The sequence below is a fragment of the Pseudomonas sp. B14(2022) genome, from assembly GCF_012030485.1.
Taxonomy (GTDB): Bacteria; Pseudomonadota; Gammaproteobacteria; order Pseudomonadales; family Pseudomonadaceae; genus Aquipseudomonas.
This window is the reverse complement of the sequence record NZ_JAAUVM010000009.1, coordinates 34,155-53,077: the sequence shown is the minus strand read 5'-3', so window position 1 is coordinate 53,077 and position 18,923 is coordinate 34,155. Positions and strand designations below refer to the sequence as shown.

The window sequence follows — 18,923 nt, the reverse complement described above, 5'->3', positions numbered from 1 at the left end:
GCCTTCATCGCGGGCAAGCCAGCTCCTACTTGCCGATACAGAAGCTGGAGAAGATCCGTCCCAGCAGATCATCCGAGCTGAACGCGCCGGTGATTTCTCCCAACAGCTGCTGCGCCTGACGCAAGTCCTCAGCCAACAGCTCACCAGCCCCCGCCAAGGTCAATTGAGCCCGACCGTGCTCCAACGCTGCACTTGCGTGACGCAGCGCCTCCAGATGCCTGCGACGTGCACTGAAGCTGCTTTCCGAGGTCTGCTCGTACCCCATGCAGGCCTTGAGGTGGTCGCGCAGCAACTCCAGTCCATCACCGGCCGATTTCGCACTCAGGCTGATGGTGACATGGCCATCCTCGCTGGTTTCCATCGCTATGGCTTCACCGGTCAGGTCAGCCTTATTCCGAATCAAGGTGACTTTGGACGGGTCTGGCCGTTGCTCAAGGAATTCCGGCCACAGTGCGAATGGATCTATAGCTTCCGGCGCCGTGGCATCTACCACCAGCAACACACGGTCCGCCTCACTGATAGCCTTGAGCGCACGCTCGACGCCGATCTTTTCCACCTGGTCGTCGGTGTCGCGTAAACCCGCGGTATCGACCACGTGCAACGGCATGCCATCAATGTGGATATGTTCGCGCAAAATGTCCCGGGTGGTACCGGCAATCTCGGTGACGATGGCAGCTTCTCGACCCGCCAGGGCGTTCAGCAGGCTGGATTTGCCGGCATTGGGGCGCCCAGCGATCACCACCGTCATGCCGTCGCGCAGCAACGCGCCCTGCCCGGCTTCACGCAGGACTGTGGATAATTCATCGCGGACCTTATCCAGCATCGCCAATACATGGCCATCGGCAAGAAAGTCGATTTCCTCTTCAGGAAAATCAATCGCCGCCTCGACGTAGATGCGCAGGCTTATCAACTGTTCGGTCAAGTTATGCACACGCAGGGAAAAAGCGCCCTGCAAAGAGCGCAATGCGTTGCGTGCTGCCTGTGCAGAACTGGCCTCGATCAAGTCGGCAATTGCTTCAGCCTGTGCCAGGTCGAGCTTGTCGTTAAGGAATGCCCGCTCACTGAATTCTCCAGGACGAGCCAGGCGGCAGCCCAATTGCAGGCAGCGCTGCAACAACATATCCAGAACGATTGGGCCGCCATGCCCCTGCAATTCCAGTACGTCTTCACCCGTGAAGGAGTTGGGGCCCGGGAAATACAGGGCCAGGCCTTCGTCCAATACTTCTTCATCAGAGCCCAGGAACGGGCCGTAATGGGCATAGCGCGGCTTTAACTCTCTCCCGCTGATGGCCTTCGCGGCAATGCCGGCGAGCGGTCCGGAAATACGAACGATACCGACGCCGCCGCGACCCTGAGCGGTAGCGACAGCAGCGATGGTTTCACGAGTAGCGCTCATCAGCAGGTTCCAGAATAAAAATGACGGAAAGCAAAACGCCCCACTAGGGGGCGTCTTGAGTGGTTATCCACAGAGTAAATTACGCCTCGGCTTTTTTGGTAGCCGCTTCGATTTTACGTGTGATGTACCACTGTTGAGAGATCGACAACACGTTGTTGACCACCCAGTACAGAACCAGACCAGCTGGGAACCACAGGAAGAAGAAGGTGAAGATGATTGGCATCATTTTCATCACTTTGGCCTGCATCGGATCCGGTGGTGTCGGGTTCAGGCGCTGCTGGATAAACATGGTCGCGCCCATGATGATCGGCAGGATAAAGAACGGGTCTTTGATCGACAGGTCAGTTATCCACAGCATGAACGGTGCCTGACGCATTTCCACGCTTTCCAGGAGTACCCAGTAAAGCGACAGGAATACCGGCATCTGCACCAGAATCGGCAAGCATCCACCCAGCGGGTTGATCTTCTCTTTCTTGTACAGCTCCATCATGGCCTGCGACATTTTCTGCCGGTCATCGCCATGTTGTTCTTTCAGCGCGGCCAGTTTAGGGGCCACGGCACGCATGCGCGCCATCGACTTGTAGCTGGCGGCCGACAGTGGGAAGAAGATCCCCTTGATCAGCATGGTCAGGAAGATGATCGACCAGCCCCAGTTACCGACGATGCTGTGGATATGTTGCAGCAGCCAGAAAATCGGCTGGGCAATGAACCACAGGATGCCGTAATCCACAGTCAGTTCCAGACCTGGGGACAACTCTTTCAACACCGCTTGGCTTTTCGGGCCGGCGTACAGGGTTGCGCTGGTTTCAGCCTTGGCACCTGGAGCGACAGTCAACGCCGGGCCGGTGTAGCCAATGATGTAGTTACCTTTGCTGTCCTTGCGCGCCAGTACTGCATTGTTCTGACCAGGCTGAGGAATCCACGCGGTCACAAAGTAGTGTTGCAGCCAGGCTACCCAACCACCGTTCACGTTATAGGTGATCGGTGCCTTGGTTTTGTCTTCGGCCACCTTATCCATGTCTTTCATGGATACTTTTTTGTACGGCTCCGAACTTGTCCACAGGGCTGCGCCCAGGTAAGTCGCGGTACCGGTCGCAGTGCTGGACGATGGATCGGAGCTGGCGTCACGCTTGAGCTGCGCAAACATTGCGCCGGTCCAAGGCTGAGCGCTCTGGTTGTCGATCAAATAGGTGACAACGATGTCGTACAGCCCGCGCTTGAGTGTGAAACGCTTGATGTAGTTGACGCCGTCCTTGCTGAACTTCAAGTCCACGACCAGTTGGTCTTGGCCATCTGCCAGTTGGTAGCTCTTCTTCTCCGAAGAGAAAATCGGACGACCGGTTGCGCTCGCATCAGGACCGTTGGTGCCGATCAGGCCACTTTGTGCCTGGTAAACGCGTTCGCCACCGTTATCGAACAACTGGAATGGAATTTCCGGGTGATCCTGACGACGCGGATACAGCGGAAGTGTCAGTTTGGCAACATCGCCACCTTGCGGGTCGATAGCCAAGTCCAATACATCCGTCTTGATCTGGATGAGGTCGGTGCTTGTGGCAACTGCAACTTCGGCAGGTGCTTTTGTTTCGCCCGCTGCGCGTGGAATGTCATCACTGGCGGCAGTATTGGTGCCACTAACTGTATCGGGAAGTCCCGCTGGAACAGCATTGGCAGCAACATTCTGAGTCGGCAGGGCAGCTTGGCCATAGTCCTGGTTCCACTTAAGGACCATGACGTAGGACACGATTGCCAGGGCGACGATCAGGATCGTGCGTTTAATATCCATGATTACTCGGCCATCGAAGAAGAACGGGAGGTAGGGATAGGTGGAACCGGGTCATAACCACCGGGATTCCACGGATGACAGCGACCTAAACGACGAAAGGTCAGCCAGCCACCGCGCAGAAGACCATGATTTTCTATGGCCTCTAACGCGTAGCAGGAACAACTGGGGTAGAAACGACAGTGGCTGGCCATCAGAGGACTAATGGCATAGCGGTAAAACTGGATCGGAACGAGTGCCAGTTTACGCATCGGTACTGTCTACCCCTACAGTTTCGGTGCTGACTGCTGGTGCTGGCTTGTTGGTACGCGCCAGACGTTTCCAGAGCTTGCCGAAATGCTGAATCAATTCGGGGTTTTCTACATCCCCCAAGCCTTTGCGCGCGACGATAACAATATCCCAACCAACCAGAGTGTCCTGGTGGAGGCGAAACGATTCGCGCATCAGACGCTTGAGGCGATTGCGCTCAACGGAGAGCTTTACGCTCTTCTTGCCGATCACCAACCCGAGACGGGGGTGATCAAGATCGTTGTTACGCGCAAGGAGCAGGAGATTTTTCCCCGGAACCTTGCCGGTGGGGGAGTCAAAGACTGCCTTGAAGTGCCGGGGGGTTAGCAGACGCTTTTCCCGACTGAAGTCCTGACTCACCACCAGTACCGGATTATCAAACTGCCAGACGCGCACGACCTTTGGCGCGGCGACGCGACAGGACAGCACGGCCGTTCTTGGTAGCCATGCGAGCACGGAAGCCGTGGGTACGGGCGCGTTTGATGGTGCTTGGTTGGAAAGTACGTTTCATGGCGTTGTTACCTGGTTCGTCCACAACGGGCCGGAATGGCCCCCGTTTTAAGAGACCGGCGATTCTAGAGAAAGCAAGCCTCTAGGTCAATTTCCAACCAGCTTTTCCTTCAATTAGATCTTTACGGACCTCCAGCCCTTTTCTTTCCGTTCTGCTTCCATGAGCAATGCCATAGATATAAAAATAAAGAAGGAAGTTATTTAAAGCTTTTCTGTAAAGCTTATAAAAGCTAGGCAGGCCATCCTCTGTGGATAACTGCCTTGAGGCCTTATTCCACGTGATGTACAGAGAATGACAACACGGGGGAGAAACGGTGCTCTGCCTGTGCTGCGCTGTCGGATAAGCTGTGTGTGGAATGGCATGTTATCCACAGGCCAGTTACCCACAGACTTTCGCCCCCACTTGTACAACGAGCTCAGGCACGCTTATCCACAGAGCTTATGCACAGACCATCTGTCGCATTTTTTGCAGTTAAGGCATTGATTTTGGCTGGCCTGTGAGCAACCTACATGTGGATAAGTGGGCTGCTGGCCGCTACAATGGCGGCTGTTTTTGCCTCACCGGCTTTCAACTTAGGGGATATCCGTGTCAGTGGAACTTTGGCAGCAGTGCGTTGAGCTTTTGCGCGATGAGCTGCCTGCCCAGCAATTCAACACCTGGATCCGCCCGCTACAGGTCGAAGCCGAAGGCGACGAGTTGCGTGTCTATGCGCCCAATCGTTTTGTTCTCGACTGGGTCAACGAAAAGTACCTGAGCCGCGTTCTCGAATTGCTCGATGAACACGGCAATGGCCTCGCGCCCGTGCTCTCCTTATTGATAGGCAGCAAACGCAGCTCGGCACCTCGTGCTGCACCGAATGCTCCGCTCGCAGCGAGTGCCTCGCAGGCTCAAGTCGCCGCGGCGCCTGTTAATAACTCGCCAGCGCCGGTTGCCCAGACGCCTTCGAAATCCTCGTCGCAGAAAAACGCGCCTATAAATGAAGAGCCGTCCCGCGACAGCTTCGATCCGATGGCGGGCGCCAGTTCCCAGCAGGCTCCGGTCCGCGCCGAGCAGCGCACGGTACAGGTCGAAGGCGCGCTCAAGCACACCAGCTACCTGAACCGCACGTTCACCTTTGAGAACTTCGTCGAAGGTAAATCCAACCAGCTGGCCCGCGCGGCCGCCTGGCAGGTCGCAGACAACCCCAAGCACGGTTACAACCCGCTCTTCCTTTATGGCGGCGTTGGCTTGGGTAAGACCCACTTGATGCACGCTGTGGGTAACCATCTATTAAAGAAGAACCCGAATGCCAAGGTTGTATACCTGCACTCGGAGCGCTTCGTGGCTGACATGGTCAAGGCCCTGCAGCTCAATGCGATCAACGAGTTCAAGCGGTTCTACCGCTCCGTTGATGCATTGCTGATCGATGACATTCAATTCTTCGCGCGTAAGGAGCGTTCCCAGGAAGAGTTTTTCCACACGTTCAACGCCCTGCTCGAAGGTGGCCAACAGGTCATCCTGACCAGTGACCGTTACCCGAAGGAAATCGAAGGCCTGGAAGAACGCTTGAAGTCGCGCTTTGGTTGGGGCCTTACCGTTGCGGTAGAGCCGCCGGAGCTGGAAACCCGCGTTGCGATCCTGATGAAAAAGGCCGATCAGGCGAAAGTCGATCTGCCCCACGACGCTGCGTTTTTCATCGCCCAACGCATTCGCTCCAACGTGCGTGAGCTGGAAGGTGCGCTCAAGCGTGTCATTGCGCACTCTCACTTCATGGGCCGCGACATCACCATCGAGCTGATTCGCGAATCCCTGAAGGACTTGCTGGCATTGCAGGACAAACTGGTGAGTGTGGATAACATCCAGCGCACCGTGGCCGAGTACTACAAGATCAAGATTTCCGACCTGTTGTCCAAGCGCCGTTCGCGCTCGGTGGCTCGTCCGCGTCAGGTGGCCATGGCACTCTCCAAGGAGTTGACCAACCATAGCCTGCCGGAAATCGGTGATGTGTTTGGCGGCCGCGACCACACCACGGTCTTGCACGCGTGCCGCAAGATCAACGAGCTTAAGGAATCCGACGCGGATATTCGCGAGGACTACAAGAACCTGCTGCGTACACTGACTACTTGATGACACCAGCGCAGCTTATTAAGGCAAGGGACTAGACCATGCATTTCACCATTCAACGCGAAGCCCTGTTGAAACCCCTGCAACTGGTCGCAGGCGTCGTCGAGCGCCGACAGACCTTGCCGGTGCTCTCCAACGTATTGCTGGTGGTCGAAGGCCAGCAATTATCCCTGACCGGTACCGACCTGGAAGTCGAGCTGGTCGGTCGCGTGCAACTGGAAGAACCCGCTGAACCTGGCGAGATCACAGTACCTGCACGCAAGTTGATGGACATCTGCAAAAGCCTGCCGAACGACGCGCTGATCGACATTAAGGTTGATGAGCAGAAGTTGGTGGTCAAGGCGGGACGCAGCCGTTTCACGCTGTCTACTTTGCCGGCCAATGATTTCCCGACTGTGGAAGAAGGCCCGGGCTCACTGACCTGCAGCCTGGAGCAAAGCAAACTGCGCCGTCTGATTGAGCGTACCAGCTTCGCCATGGCTCAGCAGGACGTGCGTTACTACCTCAACGGCATGCTGCTGGAAGTGTCGGAAGGCATCATCCGCGCCGTGGCCACCGACGGCCACCGTCTGGCGATGTGCTCGATGCGCGCCGATATCGGTCAACCTGATCGTCATCAGGTGATAGTGCCGCGTAAGGGTATTCTCGAACTGGCGCGCCTGCTCACTGAGCCGGATGGCAATGTCAGCATCGTACTGGGTCAGCACCATATCCGCGCGACCACCGGCGAGTTCACCTTCACCTCCAAGCTGGTTGACGGCAAGTTCCCGGATTACGAGCGAGTTCTGCCTAAAGGCGGCGACAAGTTGGTGATCGGTGATCGCCAGGCCCTGCGTGAAGCGTTCAGCCGTACTGCGATTCTCTCCAACGAGAAGTACCGTGGTATTCGTCTGCAACTGGCCAACGGTCAGTTGAAAATCCAGGCCAATAACCCGGAGCAGGAAGAAGCGGAAGAGGAAGTGGGCGTTGATTACAACGGCGGCACTTTGGAAATCGGCTTCAACGTGAGCTACTTGCTGGACGTGCTGGGTGTGATGACCACCGAACAGGTTCGCCTGATCCTGTCCGACTCCAACAGCAGCGCCCTGGTGCAGGAATCCGATAATGACGACTCGGCTTACGTTGTTATGCCGATGCGTCTGTAATCATGCTCAGCAGAAGCTAGATGTCCCTTAGTCGCGTCTCGGTCACCGCGGTGCGCAATTTGCACCCGGTGACCTTCTCCCCCTCCCCCCGCATCAATATCCTTCACGGCGCCAACGGCAGTGGCAAAACCAGCGTGCTGGAAGCCATCCACCTGCTAGGGCTTGCCCGTTCCTTTCGCAGTGCCCGCTTGTTGCCGGTGATTCAGTATGAACAACTGGCCTGCACAGTATTTGGCCAGGTTGAACTTGCAGAAGGTGGGCACAGCAGCCTGGGGATTTCTCGTGATCGCGGCGGTGAGTTCCAGATTCGCATCGACGGGCAGAATGCTCGCAGTGCTGCGCAACTGGCAGAGATCCTGCCATTGCAACTGATCAACCCTGACAGCTTTCGCTTGCTGGAAGGCGCGCCAAAAATCCGCAGGCAGTTCCTCGACTGGGGAGTGTTCCACGTGGAACCGCGATTCATGGCCACTTGGCAGCGCCTGCAGAAGGCCCTGCGGCAGCGGAACTCATGGCTGCGGCATGGTACACTTGACGCCGCTTCGCAAGCGGCCTGGGACCGGGAATTGTGCCTGGCCAGCGACGAAATAGATGAATACCGCCGCGCCTATATCAAAGCCTTGAAACCAGTCTTTGAGCAGACCTTGAGCGAGTTGTTGGATCTCGAGGGGCTGACGCTGAGTTACTACCGTGGTTGGGATAAAGAACGTGAGCTGAGTGCAGTGCTCGCGACGTCCCTGCAGCGGGATCAGCAAATTGGCCATACCCAGGCCGGACCCCAACGGGCTGATTTGCGTCTTAGATTAGGCGCACACAATGCTGCGGACATCTTGTCCCGCGGCCAGCAGAAGTTGGTGGTGTGTGCACTGCGTATCGCCCAGGGTCATCTGGTTAGCCAAGCCCGACGTGGTCAGTGTATTTATCTGGTGGATGACTTGCCGTCTGAACTCGACGAGCAACATCGCCGTGCGTTATGCCGCTTGTTGGAAGAATTACGCTGCCAGGTGTTTATCACCTGTGTAGACCACGAATTATTGAGGGAAGGCTGGCAGACGGAAACGCCAGTCGCTTTGTTCCACGTGGAACAAGGCCGTATCACCCAGACCCACGACCATCGGGAGTGAAGGCATGAGCGAAGAAAACACGTACGACTCGACCAGCATTAAAGTGCTGAAAGGTTTGGATGCCGTACGCAAACGTCCCGGTATGTACATTGGCGACACTGATGACGGTAGCGGTCTGCACCACATGGTGTTCGAGGTGGTCGACAACTCCATCGACGAAGCTCTGGCCGGTCACTGCGACGACATCAGCATCATCATCCATCCGGACGAATCCATTACTGTGCGCGACAACGGTCGTGGCATCCCGGTAGACGTGCACAAAGAAGAAGGCGTTTCGGCGGCAGAGGTCATCATGACCGTGCTCCACGCCGGCGGTAAGTTCGACGACAACTCCTATAAAGTCTCCGGTGGTTTGCACGGTGTGGGGGTGTCGGTGGTGAATGCTCTGTCCGAAGAGCTGATCCTGACCGTTCGCCGCAGTGGCAAGATCTGGGAGCAGACCTATGTCCACGGTGTGCCACAGGAGCCGATGAAAATCGTTGGTGACAGTGAAACCACCGGTACCCAGATCCATTTCAAGCCATCGGCTGATACCTTCAAGAACATCCACTTCAGCTGGGACATCCTGGCCAAGCGTATTCGTGAACTGTCCTTTCTTAACTCCGGTGTGGGTATCGTCCTAAAGGACGAGCGCAGCGGCAAGGAAGAACTGTTTAAGTACGAAGGCGGCTTGCGTGCGTTCGTTGAATACCTGAACACCAACAAGACTGCGGTCAACCAGGTATTCCACTTCAACATCCAGCGTGAAGACGGCATTGGCGTGGAAATCGCCCTGCAATGGAACGACAGCTTCAACGAGAACCTGTTGTGCTTTACCAACAACATTCCACAGCGTGACGGTGGTACTCACTTGGTGGGTTTCCGTTCCGCGCTGACGCGTAACTTGAACACCTACATCGAAGCCGAAGGCCTGGCGAAGAAGCATAAAGTTGCCACCACCGGTGACGATGCGCGCGAAGGTCTGACCGCGATTATTTCGGTGAAAGTGCCGGACCCTAAATTCAGCTCCCAGACCAAAGATAAGCTGGTGTCTTCCGAAGTGAAGACAGCGGTTGAACAGGAGATGGGCAAGTACTTCTCCGACTTCCTGCTGGAAAACCCGAACGAAGCCAAACTGGTTGTCGGCAAGATGATCGACGCCGCGCGTGCCCGTGAAGCGGCGCGTAAAGCTCGTGAGATGACTCGTCGTAAAGGCGCGCTGGATATTGCCGGCTTGCCAGGCAAACTGGCTGACTGCCAGGAGAAGGACCCTGCCCTCTCCGAACTGTACCTGGTGGAAGGTGACTCTGCTGGCGGTTCCGCCAAGCAGGGTCGTAATCGTCGCACCCAGGCTATCCTGCCGTTGAAAGGTAAGATCCTCAACGTTGAGAAGGCTCGCTTCGACAAGATGATTTCCTCCCAGGAAGTCGGCACCTTGATCACGGCACTGGGCTGCGGTATTGGCCGTGACGAGTACAACATCGACAAGCTGCGCTATCACAACATCATCATCATGACCGATGCTGACGTCGACGGTTCGCACATCCGTACCCTGCTGCTGACCTTCTTCTTCCGTCAGTTGCCGGAGCTGATCGAGCGTGGCTACATCTACATCGCCCAGCCGCCGTTGTACAAAGTGAAGAAAGGCAAGCAAGAGCAGTACATCAAAGACGACGACGCCATGGAAGAGTACATGACGCAGTCGGCCCTGGAAGATGCCAGCCTGCACTTGAACGACGAAGCCCCGGGCATCTCCGGCGAGGCGCTGGAGCGTCTGGTTAACGACTTCCGTATGGTGATGAAGACGCTCAAGCGCCTGTCGCGCCTGTACCCACAGGAACTGACCGAGCACTTCATCTACCTGCCGTCCGTAAGCCTGGAGCAGTTGGGCGACCACGCCCACATGCAAGAATGGCTGGCCCAGTACGAAGTACGCCTGCGCACTGTCGAAAAATCCGGCCTGGTGTACAAAGCCAGCCTGCGTGAAGACCGTGAGCGTAATGTCTGGCTGCCAGAGGTCGAATTGATCTCCCACGGCCTGTCGAACTACGTCACCTTCAACCGCGACTTCTTCGGCAGCAACGACTACAAGACCGTTGTGACCCTCGGCGCGCAACTGAGCACCCTGCTGGACGACGGTGCTTATATTCAGCGTGGCGAGCGTAAGAAAGCGGTGAAGGAGTTCAAGGAAGCCCTGGACTGGTTGATGGCGGAAAGCACCAAGCGCCACACTATCCAGCGATACAAAGGTCTGGGCGAAATGAACCCGGACCAACTGTGGGAAACCACCATGGACCCAGCCCAGCGCCGTATGCTGCGTGTGACCATCGAAGACGCCATTGGCGCAGACCAGATCTTCAACACCCTGATGGGTGATGCGGTCGAACCTCGTCGTGACTTCATCGAGAGCAATGCCTTGGCGGTGTCTAACCTGGACTTCTGATCCAGGCGCGCCCCCAAAAATAAAAAAGGCCAACGCTATGCGTTGGCCTTTTTTATTGCGAATGGTCTGCAAAATGCTCCACGTGGAACATCATGGTTTTTATCCAGAAGAAGCCGCAGCTACGCTCTCCAACCGATACCCATACCCATAGATCGTCAACAACTGCCAACCCCTATCAGCGGTAAGCCCGAGCTTGTTGCGTAGCCGATAGATATGCGTATCCAGCGGCCGAGAGGACACCATTTCTTCATGGGTCCAGAACCGCTCATAAAGGTACTCGCGCGATAGCGGCCGAGCCAGGTTGGCGAACAAGCAGCTCGCCAGACGGTATTCGCGCTCGGTGAGGTTGATCGGTTTGCCTGCACGCGTGACGGTCAACTCTGCGTCGTCGAAGGTCAGGTCATTGAAACTCTGCACTTCGGGGGTCGCCGATTTCTGCAGGCCATGCCGACGCAGAACGGCTGTAACTCGCGCCTTCAGTTCGTTAGGGCGAAAGGGCTTGCTGACGTAATCGTCGGCGCCACTGTTCAATGCGGTAACGATATCGCTTTCGGCATCACGGCTGGTGAGCATGATGACAGCGGGTGGTGACTCCATGTGCTCACGGGTCCAGCGTAGCAAAGCAATACCGGTGATGTCGGGCAGTTGCCAGTCGAGTATCAACAGGTCGAAGGTCTCCCGGCGCAATTGACGCAGCAGGTCTTCGCCGCGCTCGAAGCAATGCAGGGTCCAGGATTGTTCGGCGGTGCTGGGGATTTGTCGCAGTGTCTGTTCCACCCGTCGCAATTCTGCGGGTTCGTCATCCAGTATTGCGACACGCATGGGAGGGTCCTTTCTTTTTGAAGAGTACGGCAGTCGTATATTGAGGGGCACGTACTGCGCAGATGCCGGTCATTGAATCTGAAGAATTGTGCTCAGGTTCGTCGACCCCTTGGATCTCTCGGTAGGCTGGGATCAATAAGCGAATACGCCATTGAAAGTCTTCCATACCTATGTGGGAAAGATACCGACTCCAGGCGTTAAGGAAAAGGATCAGCCGACGCATGCGCTGTCGTAAACTCCTGTGCCCTGATAGTGGATGCCCTTTGGAATCCCCGCCGTTATGAACATCAAGCAGGAAATTTTTTCCACCGCGCCGAAAATGAGCTTCACTGGGCTCAAAGCGTCGTTCTATCACGTACGTATGTCGGCTTACGACGTGCAACGCCTGAGGAGGAATCGGGGGCCTATGCCATCATCTACCGCCTGCCAACAACACCGGCGCGTTGATCCATGATGCTCTGGGGAAAGGCCGAAAAGCGCCAACCCACCCATGCCCAGCGCCTGTTCCACGGTCTGGTACGGGAGTGGTTATGGATTGGTTTGCTGCTGTTGCCAATCACTGCCTACCTCTCGATGAGTCCAGGTCTGGCCTTGAACAACCCGCTATACGACAGCCTTCGCCGCCTGGCGCCACTGCCGGTGGACCCGCGCATCCTGCTGGTGACCATCGATGACCCTAGCCTGAAGAAACTCGGCCAGTGGCCTTGGCCGCGTAGTTTGCACGCCGACCTGATCGATCGTCTTAGCGCAGCGCAGCCGGCCGGTATCTTGTTTGATGTGATCTTCAGCGAGCCCGGTAACCCGGTTAATGACAAGCGCTTGGCCGACTCGGTGTGCAACGCCGGCAACGTATTGTTGCCCTTGGCCCGTGACGATTCCACCAGCTACAGCCAGCCCGGGACACAAATGCTGTCACTGCTCAAATGTGCCAAGGGTGTCGGGCATATCAATGTGGAGGCGGATAGCGATGGCGTGGTGCGCAGGCTGTATATGCGTGAGGGGCCAGCCGGCGCCACAGCGCTTCAGTTAGCGTGGCTGGCCTTCGCGATGAGCGGGCAATCGGCCGAGATGCCCGGGCAGGCCCTGACGTCGATCACCCAGGATTGGCACCGGGAGCATGCCGTCCGTATCCCGTTTATTGCTGCCGACACCCATTTCCCGAGCGTGTCTTATGTCAGCGTATTACGCGGTGAGGTCCCTCCCGAGCGGTTGCGGGGCCGTCTGATTCTGGTGGGGGCGACAGCGTCGGGCATGGGCGATCGTTTTGTCACACCGCTCTCTCCTATGGCAGGCACCACCGCGGGTGTGGAGATCCAGGCCAATGTGCTCAATGGCTTGCTGCAAGATCGAAGTATTGTGGACTTGCCCGGATGGCTGGCCGCACTGATCGCAACGTCCCTGGTGGCGATGCTGCTGGGCCTGCTGCTCTACCGCCCGCGCTATGCGCTGTGGATGACCCTGGGGTGCATGTTCATGGCCTTGGTGGGTTCAGCGGCCTTGTTGCGCCTGGGCTACTGGTGGTCGCCTGCGGCCTGCTTGATCGGTTTGCTGCTCAGCTACCTGATCTGGAACTGGCGTCGTTTGAGTGTGATCCTGGCCTACTTCGGCTGGGAATTGGCGCGCCTGGATAACGAACCCAAAGTCTTGCCCGAACGCCGTCGCGCACCCGCCAACAAAGGTGACGTATTGCAGGGCCGTATCTTTGCCCTGGAGCAAGCCGTAAGTCGTACGCGGGACACCCGACGTTTTATGGCCGATGGGTTGGAATGCTTGCCGGTGGCGACACTGATCACAGACACCCAGGCTAATATCCTGTTGGCCAACCGCATTGCGCGGGAAGTGTTCGGCAATGACTTGATCAACCATAACCTTCTGGAGCAGCTGGCTGACCTCGGTTATCCGCCGCTGCACAATGGCGTACGCCCCACCCTCTCAACGCTGGAACTCGTTGAGTTTCGTGATATCCACCAACGCAGCCTGCGCATGGAGCTTGCCCCCCTGCTGCCGGCGGAAGGGGATGTGGCGCTGGGCTGGCTGCTGAGCCTCACCGACCTGAGCAAGGAACGCGAGGCCCAGCAGCATCGGGAAACCATGCTGCGCTTCCTCTCCCACGACTTGCGCGCACCCCACTCGGCGATCCTCGCACTGTTGGATGTGCACAACAGTGAGTCGCCGATTTTTGCCCAGATCGAGCAGCAGGTACGCCGCGCCTTGGGTCTGACCGAATCATTTGTGCAACTGGCTAGGGCTGAGGCCGATGGCTACCAGTTCGAGCCTACGCTGTTCGCCATGTTGGTAATGGATGCCTTTGATCAAGTGGCAGTGATCGCCCACCTCAAAGGTATTCACTTGGTCCACGATCTGGACGAGGCTGACGAAGGGATGGTGTCAGCCGATCAATCATTGCTCACCCGCGCATTGTTCAATGTGCTGGAGAACGCGATCAAATACTCCCGGTCCGGTACCACCGTTCGGCTGCGACACAGCAGCGCGCAAGGCTGGTTGGAATGCCGCATCAGCGACCAGGGCCCCGGGATAGCCGCCGAGGATTTGCCTGAGCTGTTCAGCCAGTACAAGCGCTTTGACTCGGCCCAAGGCAGCGAAGGGTTGGGGTTGGGACTGAGCATGGTCAAGGCGGTCGTTGAGCGTCATGGGGGCCGTATCGGGTGTGAAAGCACCGTGGGCAAAGGCACCACTTTCAGCCTGCAGCTGCCCTTGCTGGACGACTGCTAAAACGTACTTTTCTGCTGTGCATAAAAAACCGGTCTCAAGGACCGGTTTTTTAATGCGGAAAAACTTATGCACGTTTTTTTAGATTTTATCTGTTTTGGAAATATCTAAGTAAATCAACTTATTAGGATCAAAAAAAGCCAATTCGCCAACAAACCGTGCACAGGTTATCCACAGATACTCATACCACCGGCGTCTCCACCACAATCGGCTCCGGCGGCAGAGAGCCCATGGCCCGCTGCTGCGCTTCATTCCATGCCTGGGCACGGTCATTCAGCGCGGCAATCGCGCGTGGGCCTTCCCCTTCTGCGTACATTGGCTCGCCTATCACCACAGTGATAGTGCCTGCGCGTTTTGCCCAACCTGTCTTCGGCCAGAACCTGCCGGCGTTATGCGCAATCGGCAGCACCGGCAGGTTGGCGTTGACCGCCAATGCCGTACCTCCACGGGAGAACTTGCCTACGGTCCCAAAGGGGACTCGTGTACCTTCCGGAAAGATCAGCACCCACACGCCGTCCTTGAGCAGCTCATCGCCCTTCTTGGCGACATGCTTGAGCGCCGCCTTGGGGTTGTCACGGTCGATAGCGATCGGGCGCAACATGGCCATGGCCCAGCCGAAGAACGGCACGTACAGCAGCTCACGCTTGAGCACCTGGCTCAAGGGCGAGAAGTAAGCCGAGAGGAAGAAGGTCTCCCAAGTGCTCTGGTGATTCGACAGAATCACGCACGGCTGGTCCGGTACGTTTTCAGCGCCCTTGATCTCGAAACGAATGTTCAGGAACACCTTGGTCAGCCACAACGCGCAGCGGCACCAATAGACGTTGATAAAGCGATAGCGCGCCTTGAACGGCAGGAACGGCGCAATAAAAAAGCTCAGGGTGCACCAGAGAAACGAACTGGTGCCCAACAGCAGGTAAAAGAAAAAGGTTCTGATGGCCTGCAAAATCGACATGGCGGCATTTACCGTTGCGGGACATGGCCCGCCTGTTAAAAGCGCACTCCCGAACAGTCCTTGGCCAGGAAGTCGAGGGCGGCTAGTTGTTGATAAGTTCTGCGGCAACCGCCGCCAGATCGTCAAAAATCAAGGTGCCTACCGGCAGGTTTTTCGCCTGGGTCTTTTCGCCTTTCCCGGTCTTTACCAAAACTGGCTGAGAGTCGACGGCTTTGGCCGCCTCCAGGTCACCGAGGCTGTCCCCGACGAACCATATCCCAGCTAAAGGCACCTTGTAATGTTCTGCAATGGTTTTCAACATGCCGGGTTTGGGTTTGCGGCAATCGCAGCCCTCATCCGGCCCGTGAGGGCAGTAAACCACCAGCCCCACCTCACCGCCCTGCTCCGCCACCAGCGTGCGCAAGCGCGCGTGCATGGCGTCCAGGGTGGCGATGTCGTAATAGCCACGGGCGATACCGGACTGGTTGGTGGCGATGGCCACCGTCCAGCCGGCTTTGCTCAACTGCGCGATGGCCTCGATCGAACCGGGCAGTGGAATCCATTCCGCCACCGACTTGATGTAAGCGTCGGAGTCGTAGTTGATCACCCCGTCCCGATCGAGAATCAGCAGTTTCAACATGATCAGCTCAGCGTCGAAATGTCAGCGATGTTGACGAACAAGCCACGCAGACGCGCCAGCATGGCGTAGCGGTTTTTCCGCACGCCGGCATCTTCGGCATTGATCATCACCGCTTCGAAGAACGCATCCACCGGCTCACGCAAGGTAGCCAGGCGTGCCAAGGCTTCGGCGTAATTGCGTTCGGCGATCAGCGGCTTCACCGCATTCTCTGCCTTGGCAATGGCCGAGTTCAGCGAGAACTCCTTGGCGTCGGCAAACAGGCCAGGGTCGACATCGGCGTTGCCCAGGCCTTCGGCCTTGCTCAGCAGGTTCGACACTCGCTTGTTCACGGCGGCCAGGGCATCGGCTTCCGGCAGCTTGCGGAAGGCCTGTACGGCTTGTACGCGCTGATCGAAGTCCAGCGCCGAACCCGGTTGCAGGGCACGTACCGACAGGTAGACGGAAACGTCCACGCCTTCGTCTTCATAACGCGCACGCAGGCGGTCGAACACGAACTCCAACACTTGCTCGGCCAGGCCGGCTTGCTTGACCTTGCCACCGAACTGGCCGACCGCGAACACCACGGCCTGGGTCAGGTCGAGGTCCAGCTTCTTGTCGATCAGGATACGCAGCACGCCCAGGGCCGCACGACGCAGGGCATACGGGTCTTTGCTACCGGTGGGCAGCATGCCGATACCGAAGATACCGACCAGGGTATCCAGCTTGTCGGCGATGGCCACGGCCGCACCGGTCAGGGTGGTCGGCAGCTCGGCGCCGGCGCCACGCGGCATGTACTGCTCGTTCAGCGCCAGCGCGACATCGTCCGCCTCGCCATCGTTGAGGGCGTAGTAGTAACCGGCGACGCCCTGCATCTCTGGGAACTCGCCGACCATCTCGGTGGCCAGGTCGCACTTGGACAGCAAGCCTGCACGCGCAGCCCAGGCGGCATCACCGCCAATACGCGGGGCAATGTAGGCCGCCAGCTTGGAAACGCGCACAGCCTTGTCGTAGACGCTGCCGAGTTTTTCCTGGAACACCACGTTCTGCAGGCGCAGGTTGAAGTCTTCCAGCTTCTGCTTCTTGTCTTGCTTGAAGAAGAACTCGGCGTCAGTCAGGCGCGGGCGAACGACTTTCTCGTTACCGGCGATGATCTGCTGCGGGTCCTTGCTGTCGATGTTGGCCACGGTGATAAAGCGCGGCAGCAACTTACCGTCCACGTCCAGCAGGCAGAAATACTTCTGGTTGTCCTGCATGGTGGTGATCAGTGCTTCCTGCGGCACGTCGAGGAAACGCTCTTCGAACGAGCACACCAGCGGCACCGGCCATTCAACCAGCGCGGTCACTTCATCGAGCAGGCTTGGCGGCACGATGGCGGTGCCCTCCTGCAGGCGGGCCAGTTCTTCGGTGCGCTTGCTGATCAGCTCGCGACGCTCGTTGGCATCGGCCAGCACGTAAGCAGCCCGCAGATCGGCGGCATAGTTAGCCGGCGAAGTGATGCGCACCGCTTCTGGATGGTGGAAGCGATGGCCGCGGGAATCACGGCCAGCCTTCTGGGCGAGGATGGTGCAGTCGATGACCTGGTCACCGAGCAGCATCACCAGCCACTGGGTCGGGCGCACGAACTCTTCCTTGCGCGCGCCCCAGCGCATGCGCTTGGGGATCGGCAGATCGTTCAGGGAGTCTTCGACGAGGGTCGGCAACAGGCTGGCGGTCGGCTTGCCTTTGATGACCTGGCTGAAACGCAGTTTCGGGCCGCTCTGGTCGATCTCGCTCAGCTCGACGCCACACTTCTTGGCGAAGCCCAGTGCGGCTTGGGTCGGGTTGCCTTCGGCGTCGAAAGCCGCCTGGCGTGGTGGGCCGTCGAGGTTGATGCTGCGGTCCGGCTGCTGGGTTTCCAGCGCGGTCAGCAACACGGCCAGGCGGCGCGGTGCGGCGTAGACTTTTTTCGCTTCAAACTTCAGGCCGGCGCTCTGCAGGCCTTTTTCGATACCGGCCAGGAACGCATCGGCCAGGGTATTGAGTGCCTTGGGTGGCAGCTCTTCGGTGCCCAGTTCAACCAGGAAATCTTGAGCACTCATTGTGCAGCCTCCAGCTTAGCCAACACTTCATCACGCAGGTCCGGGGTGGCCATCGGGAAGCCCAGCTTGGCGCGAGCCAGCAGGTAGGCTTGGGCGACGGAACGTGCCAGGGTGCGTACACGCAGGATGTATTGCTGACGCGCGGTTACCGAGATGGCACGGCGGGCGTCCAGCAGGTTGAAGGTATGGGACGCCTTCAACACCATTTCATAGCTTGGCAACGGCAGCGGCTGGTCGAGTTCGATCAGGCGCTTGGCTTCGCTTTCATAGAAGTCGAACAGTTCGAACAGTTTGTCGACGTTGGCGTGTTCGAAGTTGTAGGTCGATTGCTCCACTTCGTTCTGGTGGAACACATCGCCATAAGTCACTTTGCCGAACGGGCCGTCAGCCCACACCAGGTCGTAGACCGAATCCACGCCCTGCAGGTACATGGCCAGGCGTTCAAGACCGTAGGTGATCTCGCCGGTCACCGGGTAGCACTCGATGCCGCCGGCCTGCTGGAAGTAAGTGAATTGCGTCACTTCCATGCCGTTGAGCCAGACTTCCCAGCCCAGGCCCCAGGCGCCCAGGGTTGGGGATTCCCAGTTGTCTTCGACGAAACGGATGTCGTGCACCAGTGGGTCGAGGCCCACGTGCTTGAGCGAGCCCAGGTACAGTTCCTGGAAGTTGTCCGGGTTCGGCTTCAGGACTACCTGGAATTGATAGTAGTGCTGCAGACGGTTCGGGTTTTCGCCGTAGCGGCCGTCAGTCGGTCGACGACTGGGCTGCACGTAAGCGGCGTTCCAGGTTTCCGGGCCGATTGCCCGCAGGAATGTAGCGGTGTGGAAAGTGCCGGCGCCTACTTCCATATCGTAGGGCTGAAGTACCACACAACCTTGCTCGGCCCAGTATTGCTGGAGGGCGAGGATCAAGTCTTGGAAGGTACGCACGGCTGGCGTAGGCTGGCTCACGAAATTCACCTGTTACTTGGGCTG

Annotated in this window: 15 protein-coding genes and 1 pseudogene; 6 read left to right on the top strand and 10 right to left on the bottom strand. The window is 57.7% G+C overall.

Features of this window, described 5'->3' with window-relative positions:
- Positions 1-25 precede the first annotated feature (25 nt).
- The 5 genes from mnmE to rpmH form a co-directional block, all read right to left on the bottom strand.
- A complete protein-coding gene (gene mnmE / locus HCF10_RS15265) occupies positions 26-1,396 on the bottom strand; it encodes a tRNA uridine-5-carboxymethylaminomethyl(34) synthesis GTPase MnmE (RefSeq protein WP_145338375.1) in 1,371 nt (456 codons plus the stop codon).
- A 79-nt stretch (positions 1,397-1,475) separates the two neighbouring features.
- Positions 1,476-3,179, bottom strand: a complete 1,704-nt coding sequence (gene yidC / locus HCF10_RS15260; protein WP_131699628.1) for a membrane protein insertase YidC — start codon at positions 3,177-3,179, stop codon at positions 1,476-1,478.
- 2 nt (positions 3,180-3,181) lie between these two features.
- Entirely contained in the window at positions 3,182-3,427 is a 246-nt protein-coding gene (gene yidD / locus HCF10_RS15255) for a membrane protein insertion efficiency factor YidD (RefSeq protein ID WP_010207715.1), read from the bottom strand.
- Complete coding sequence (rnpA, locus tag HCF10_RS15250; RefSeq protein WP_053128141.1) at positions 3,420-3,824, bottom strand: ribonuclease P protein component; 405 nt, start codon at positions 3,822-3,824, stop codon at positions 3,420-3,422. The genes yidD and rnpA overlap by 8 nt, the downstream gene beginning before the upstream one ends.
- Before the next feature lie 16 nt (positions 3,825-3,840).
- Positions 3,841-3,975, bottom strand: a complete 135-nt coding sequence (gene rpmH, locus HCF10_RS15245; protein ID WP_003213577.1) for a 50S ribosomal protein L34 — start codon at positions 3,973-3,975, stop codon at positions 3,841-3,843.
- 585 nt (positions 3,976-4,560) lie between these two features.
- Between rpmH and dnaA the strand changes: the two genes are divergently transcribed.
- The 4 genes from dnaA to gyrB are packed head-to-tail and all read left to right on the top strand — an operon-like array spanning position 4,561 to position 10,769.
- Positions 4,561-6,081 carry a chromosomal replication initiator protein DnaA gene (gene dnaA, locus HCF10_RS15240; protein WP_131699627.1) on the top strand — a complete coding sequence of 507 codons (1,521 nt, stop codon included), beginning with the start codon at positions 4,561-4,563 and terminating at the stop codon, positions 6,079-6,081.
- 38 nt (positions 6,082-6,119) lie between these two features.
- Complete coding sequence (gene dnaN / locus HCF10_RS15235) at positions 6,120-7,223, top strand: DNA polymerase III subunit beta (protein ID WP_065926810.1); 1,104 nt, start codon at positions 6,120-6,122, stop codon at positions 7,221-7,223.
- Between the two features lie 20 nt (positions 7,224-7,243).
- Entirely contained in the window at positions 7,244-8,347 is a 1,104-nt protein-coding gene (gene recF, locus HCF10_RS15230; RefSeq protein ID WP_012721452.1) for a DNA replication/repair protein RecF, read from the top strand.
- Between the two features lie 4 nt (positions 8,348-8,351).
- A complete protein-coding gene (gyrB, locus tag HCF10_RS15225) occupies positions 8,352-10,769 on the top strand; it encodes a DNA topoisomerase (ATP-hydrolyzing) subunit B (protein ID WP_027608163.1) in 2,418 nt (805 codons plus the stop codon).
- 99 nt (positions 10,770-10,868) lie between these two features.
- Here the strand turns inward: gyrB and HCF10_RS15220 are convergent, their stop codons facing one another.
- Complete coding sequence (locus tag HCF10_RS15220; protein WP_131699626.1) at positions 10,869-11,591, bottom strand: response regulator transcription factor; 723 nt, start codon at positions 11,589-11,591, stop codon at positions 10,869-10,871.
- 286 nt (positions 11,592-11,877) lie between these two features.
- Here HCF10_RS15220 and HCF10_RS31435 point away from each other — a divergent pair.
- Positions 11,878-12,038, top strand: a pseudogene (locus HCF10_RS31435) (hypothetical protein); the annotation flags it as partial.
- 3 nt (positions 12,039-12,041) lie between these two features.
- Complete coding sequence (locus HCF10_RS15215) at positions 12,042-14,324, top strand: CHASE2 domain-containing protein (RefSeq protein WP_167655881.1); 2,283 nt, start codon at positions 12,042-12,044, stop codon at positions 14,322-14,324.
- Between the two features lie 178 nt (positions 14,325-14,502).
- Here the strand turns inward: HCF10_RS15215 and HCF10_RS15210 are convergent, their stop codons facing one another.
- The 4 genes from HCF10_RS15210 to glyQ form a co-directional block, all read right to left on the bottom strand.
- Positions 14,503-15,273 carry a lysophospholipid acyltransferase family protein gene (locus HCF10_RS15210; protein WP_131699624.1) on the bottom strand — a complete coding sequence of 257 codons (771 nt, stop codon included), beginning with the start codon at positions 15,271-15,273 and terminating at the stop codon, positions 14,503-14,505.
- A gap of 82 nt (positions 15,274-15,355) precedes the next feature.
- Complete coding sequence (gene gmhB / locus HCF10_RS15205) at positions 15,356-15,895, bottom strand: D-glycero-beta-D-manno-heptose 1,7-bisphosphate 7-phosphatase (RefSeq protein WP_178116801.1); 540 nt, start codon at positions 15,893-15,895, stop codon at positions 15,356-15,358.
- On the bottom strand, positions 15,895-17,949 hold the full coding sequence (glyS, locus tag HCF10_RS15200; protein ID WP_131699623.1) for a glycine--tRNA ligase subunit beta: 2,055 nt from the start codon (positions 17,947-17,949) through the stop codon (positions 15,895-15,897). The genes gmhB and glyS overlap by 1 nt, the downstream gene beginning before the upstream one ends.
- On the bottom strand, positions 17,946-18,899 hold the full coding sequence (glyQ, locus tag HCF10_RS15195; protein WP_003187265.1) for a glycine--tRNA ligase subunit alpha: 954 nt from the start codon (positions 18,897-18,899) through the stop codon (positions 17,946-17,948). The genes glyS and glyQ overlap by 4 nt, the downstream gene beginning before the upstream one ends.
- Between the last annotated feature and the right edge of the window lie 24 nt (positions 18,900-18,923).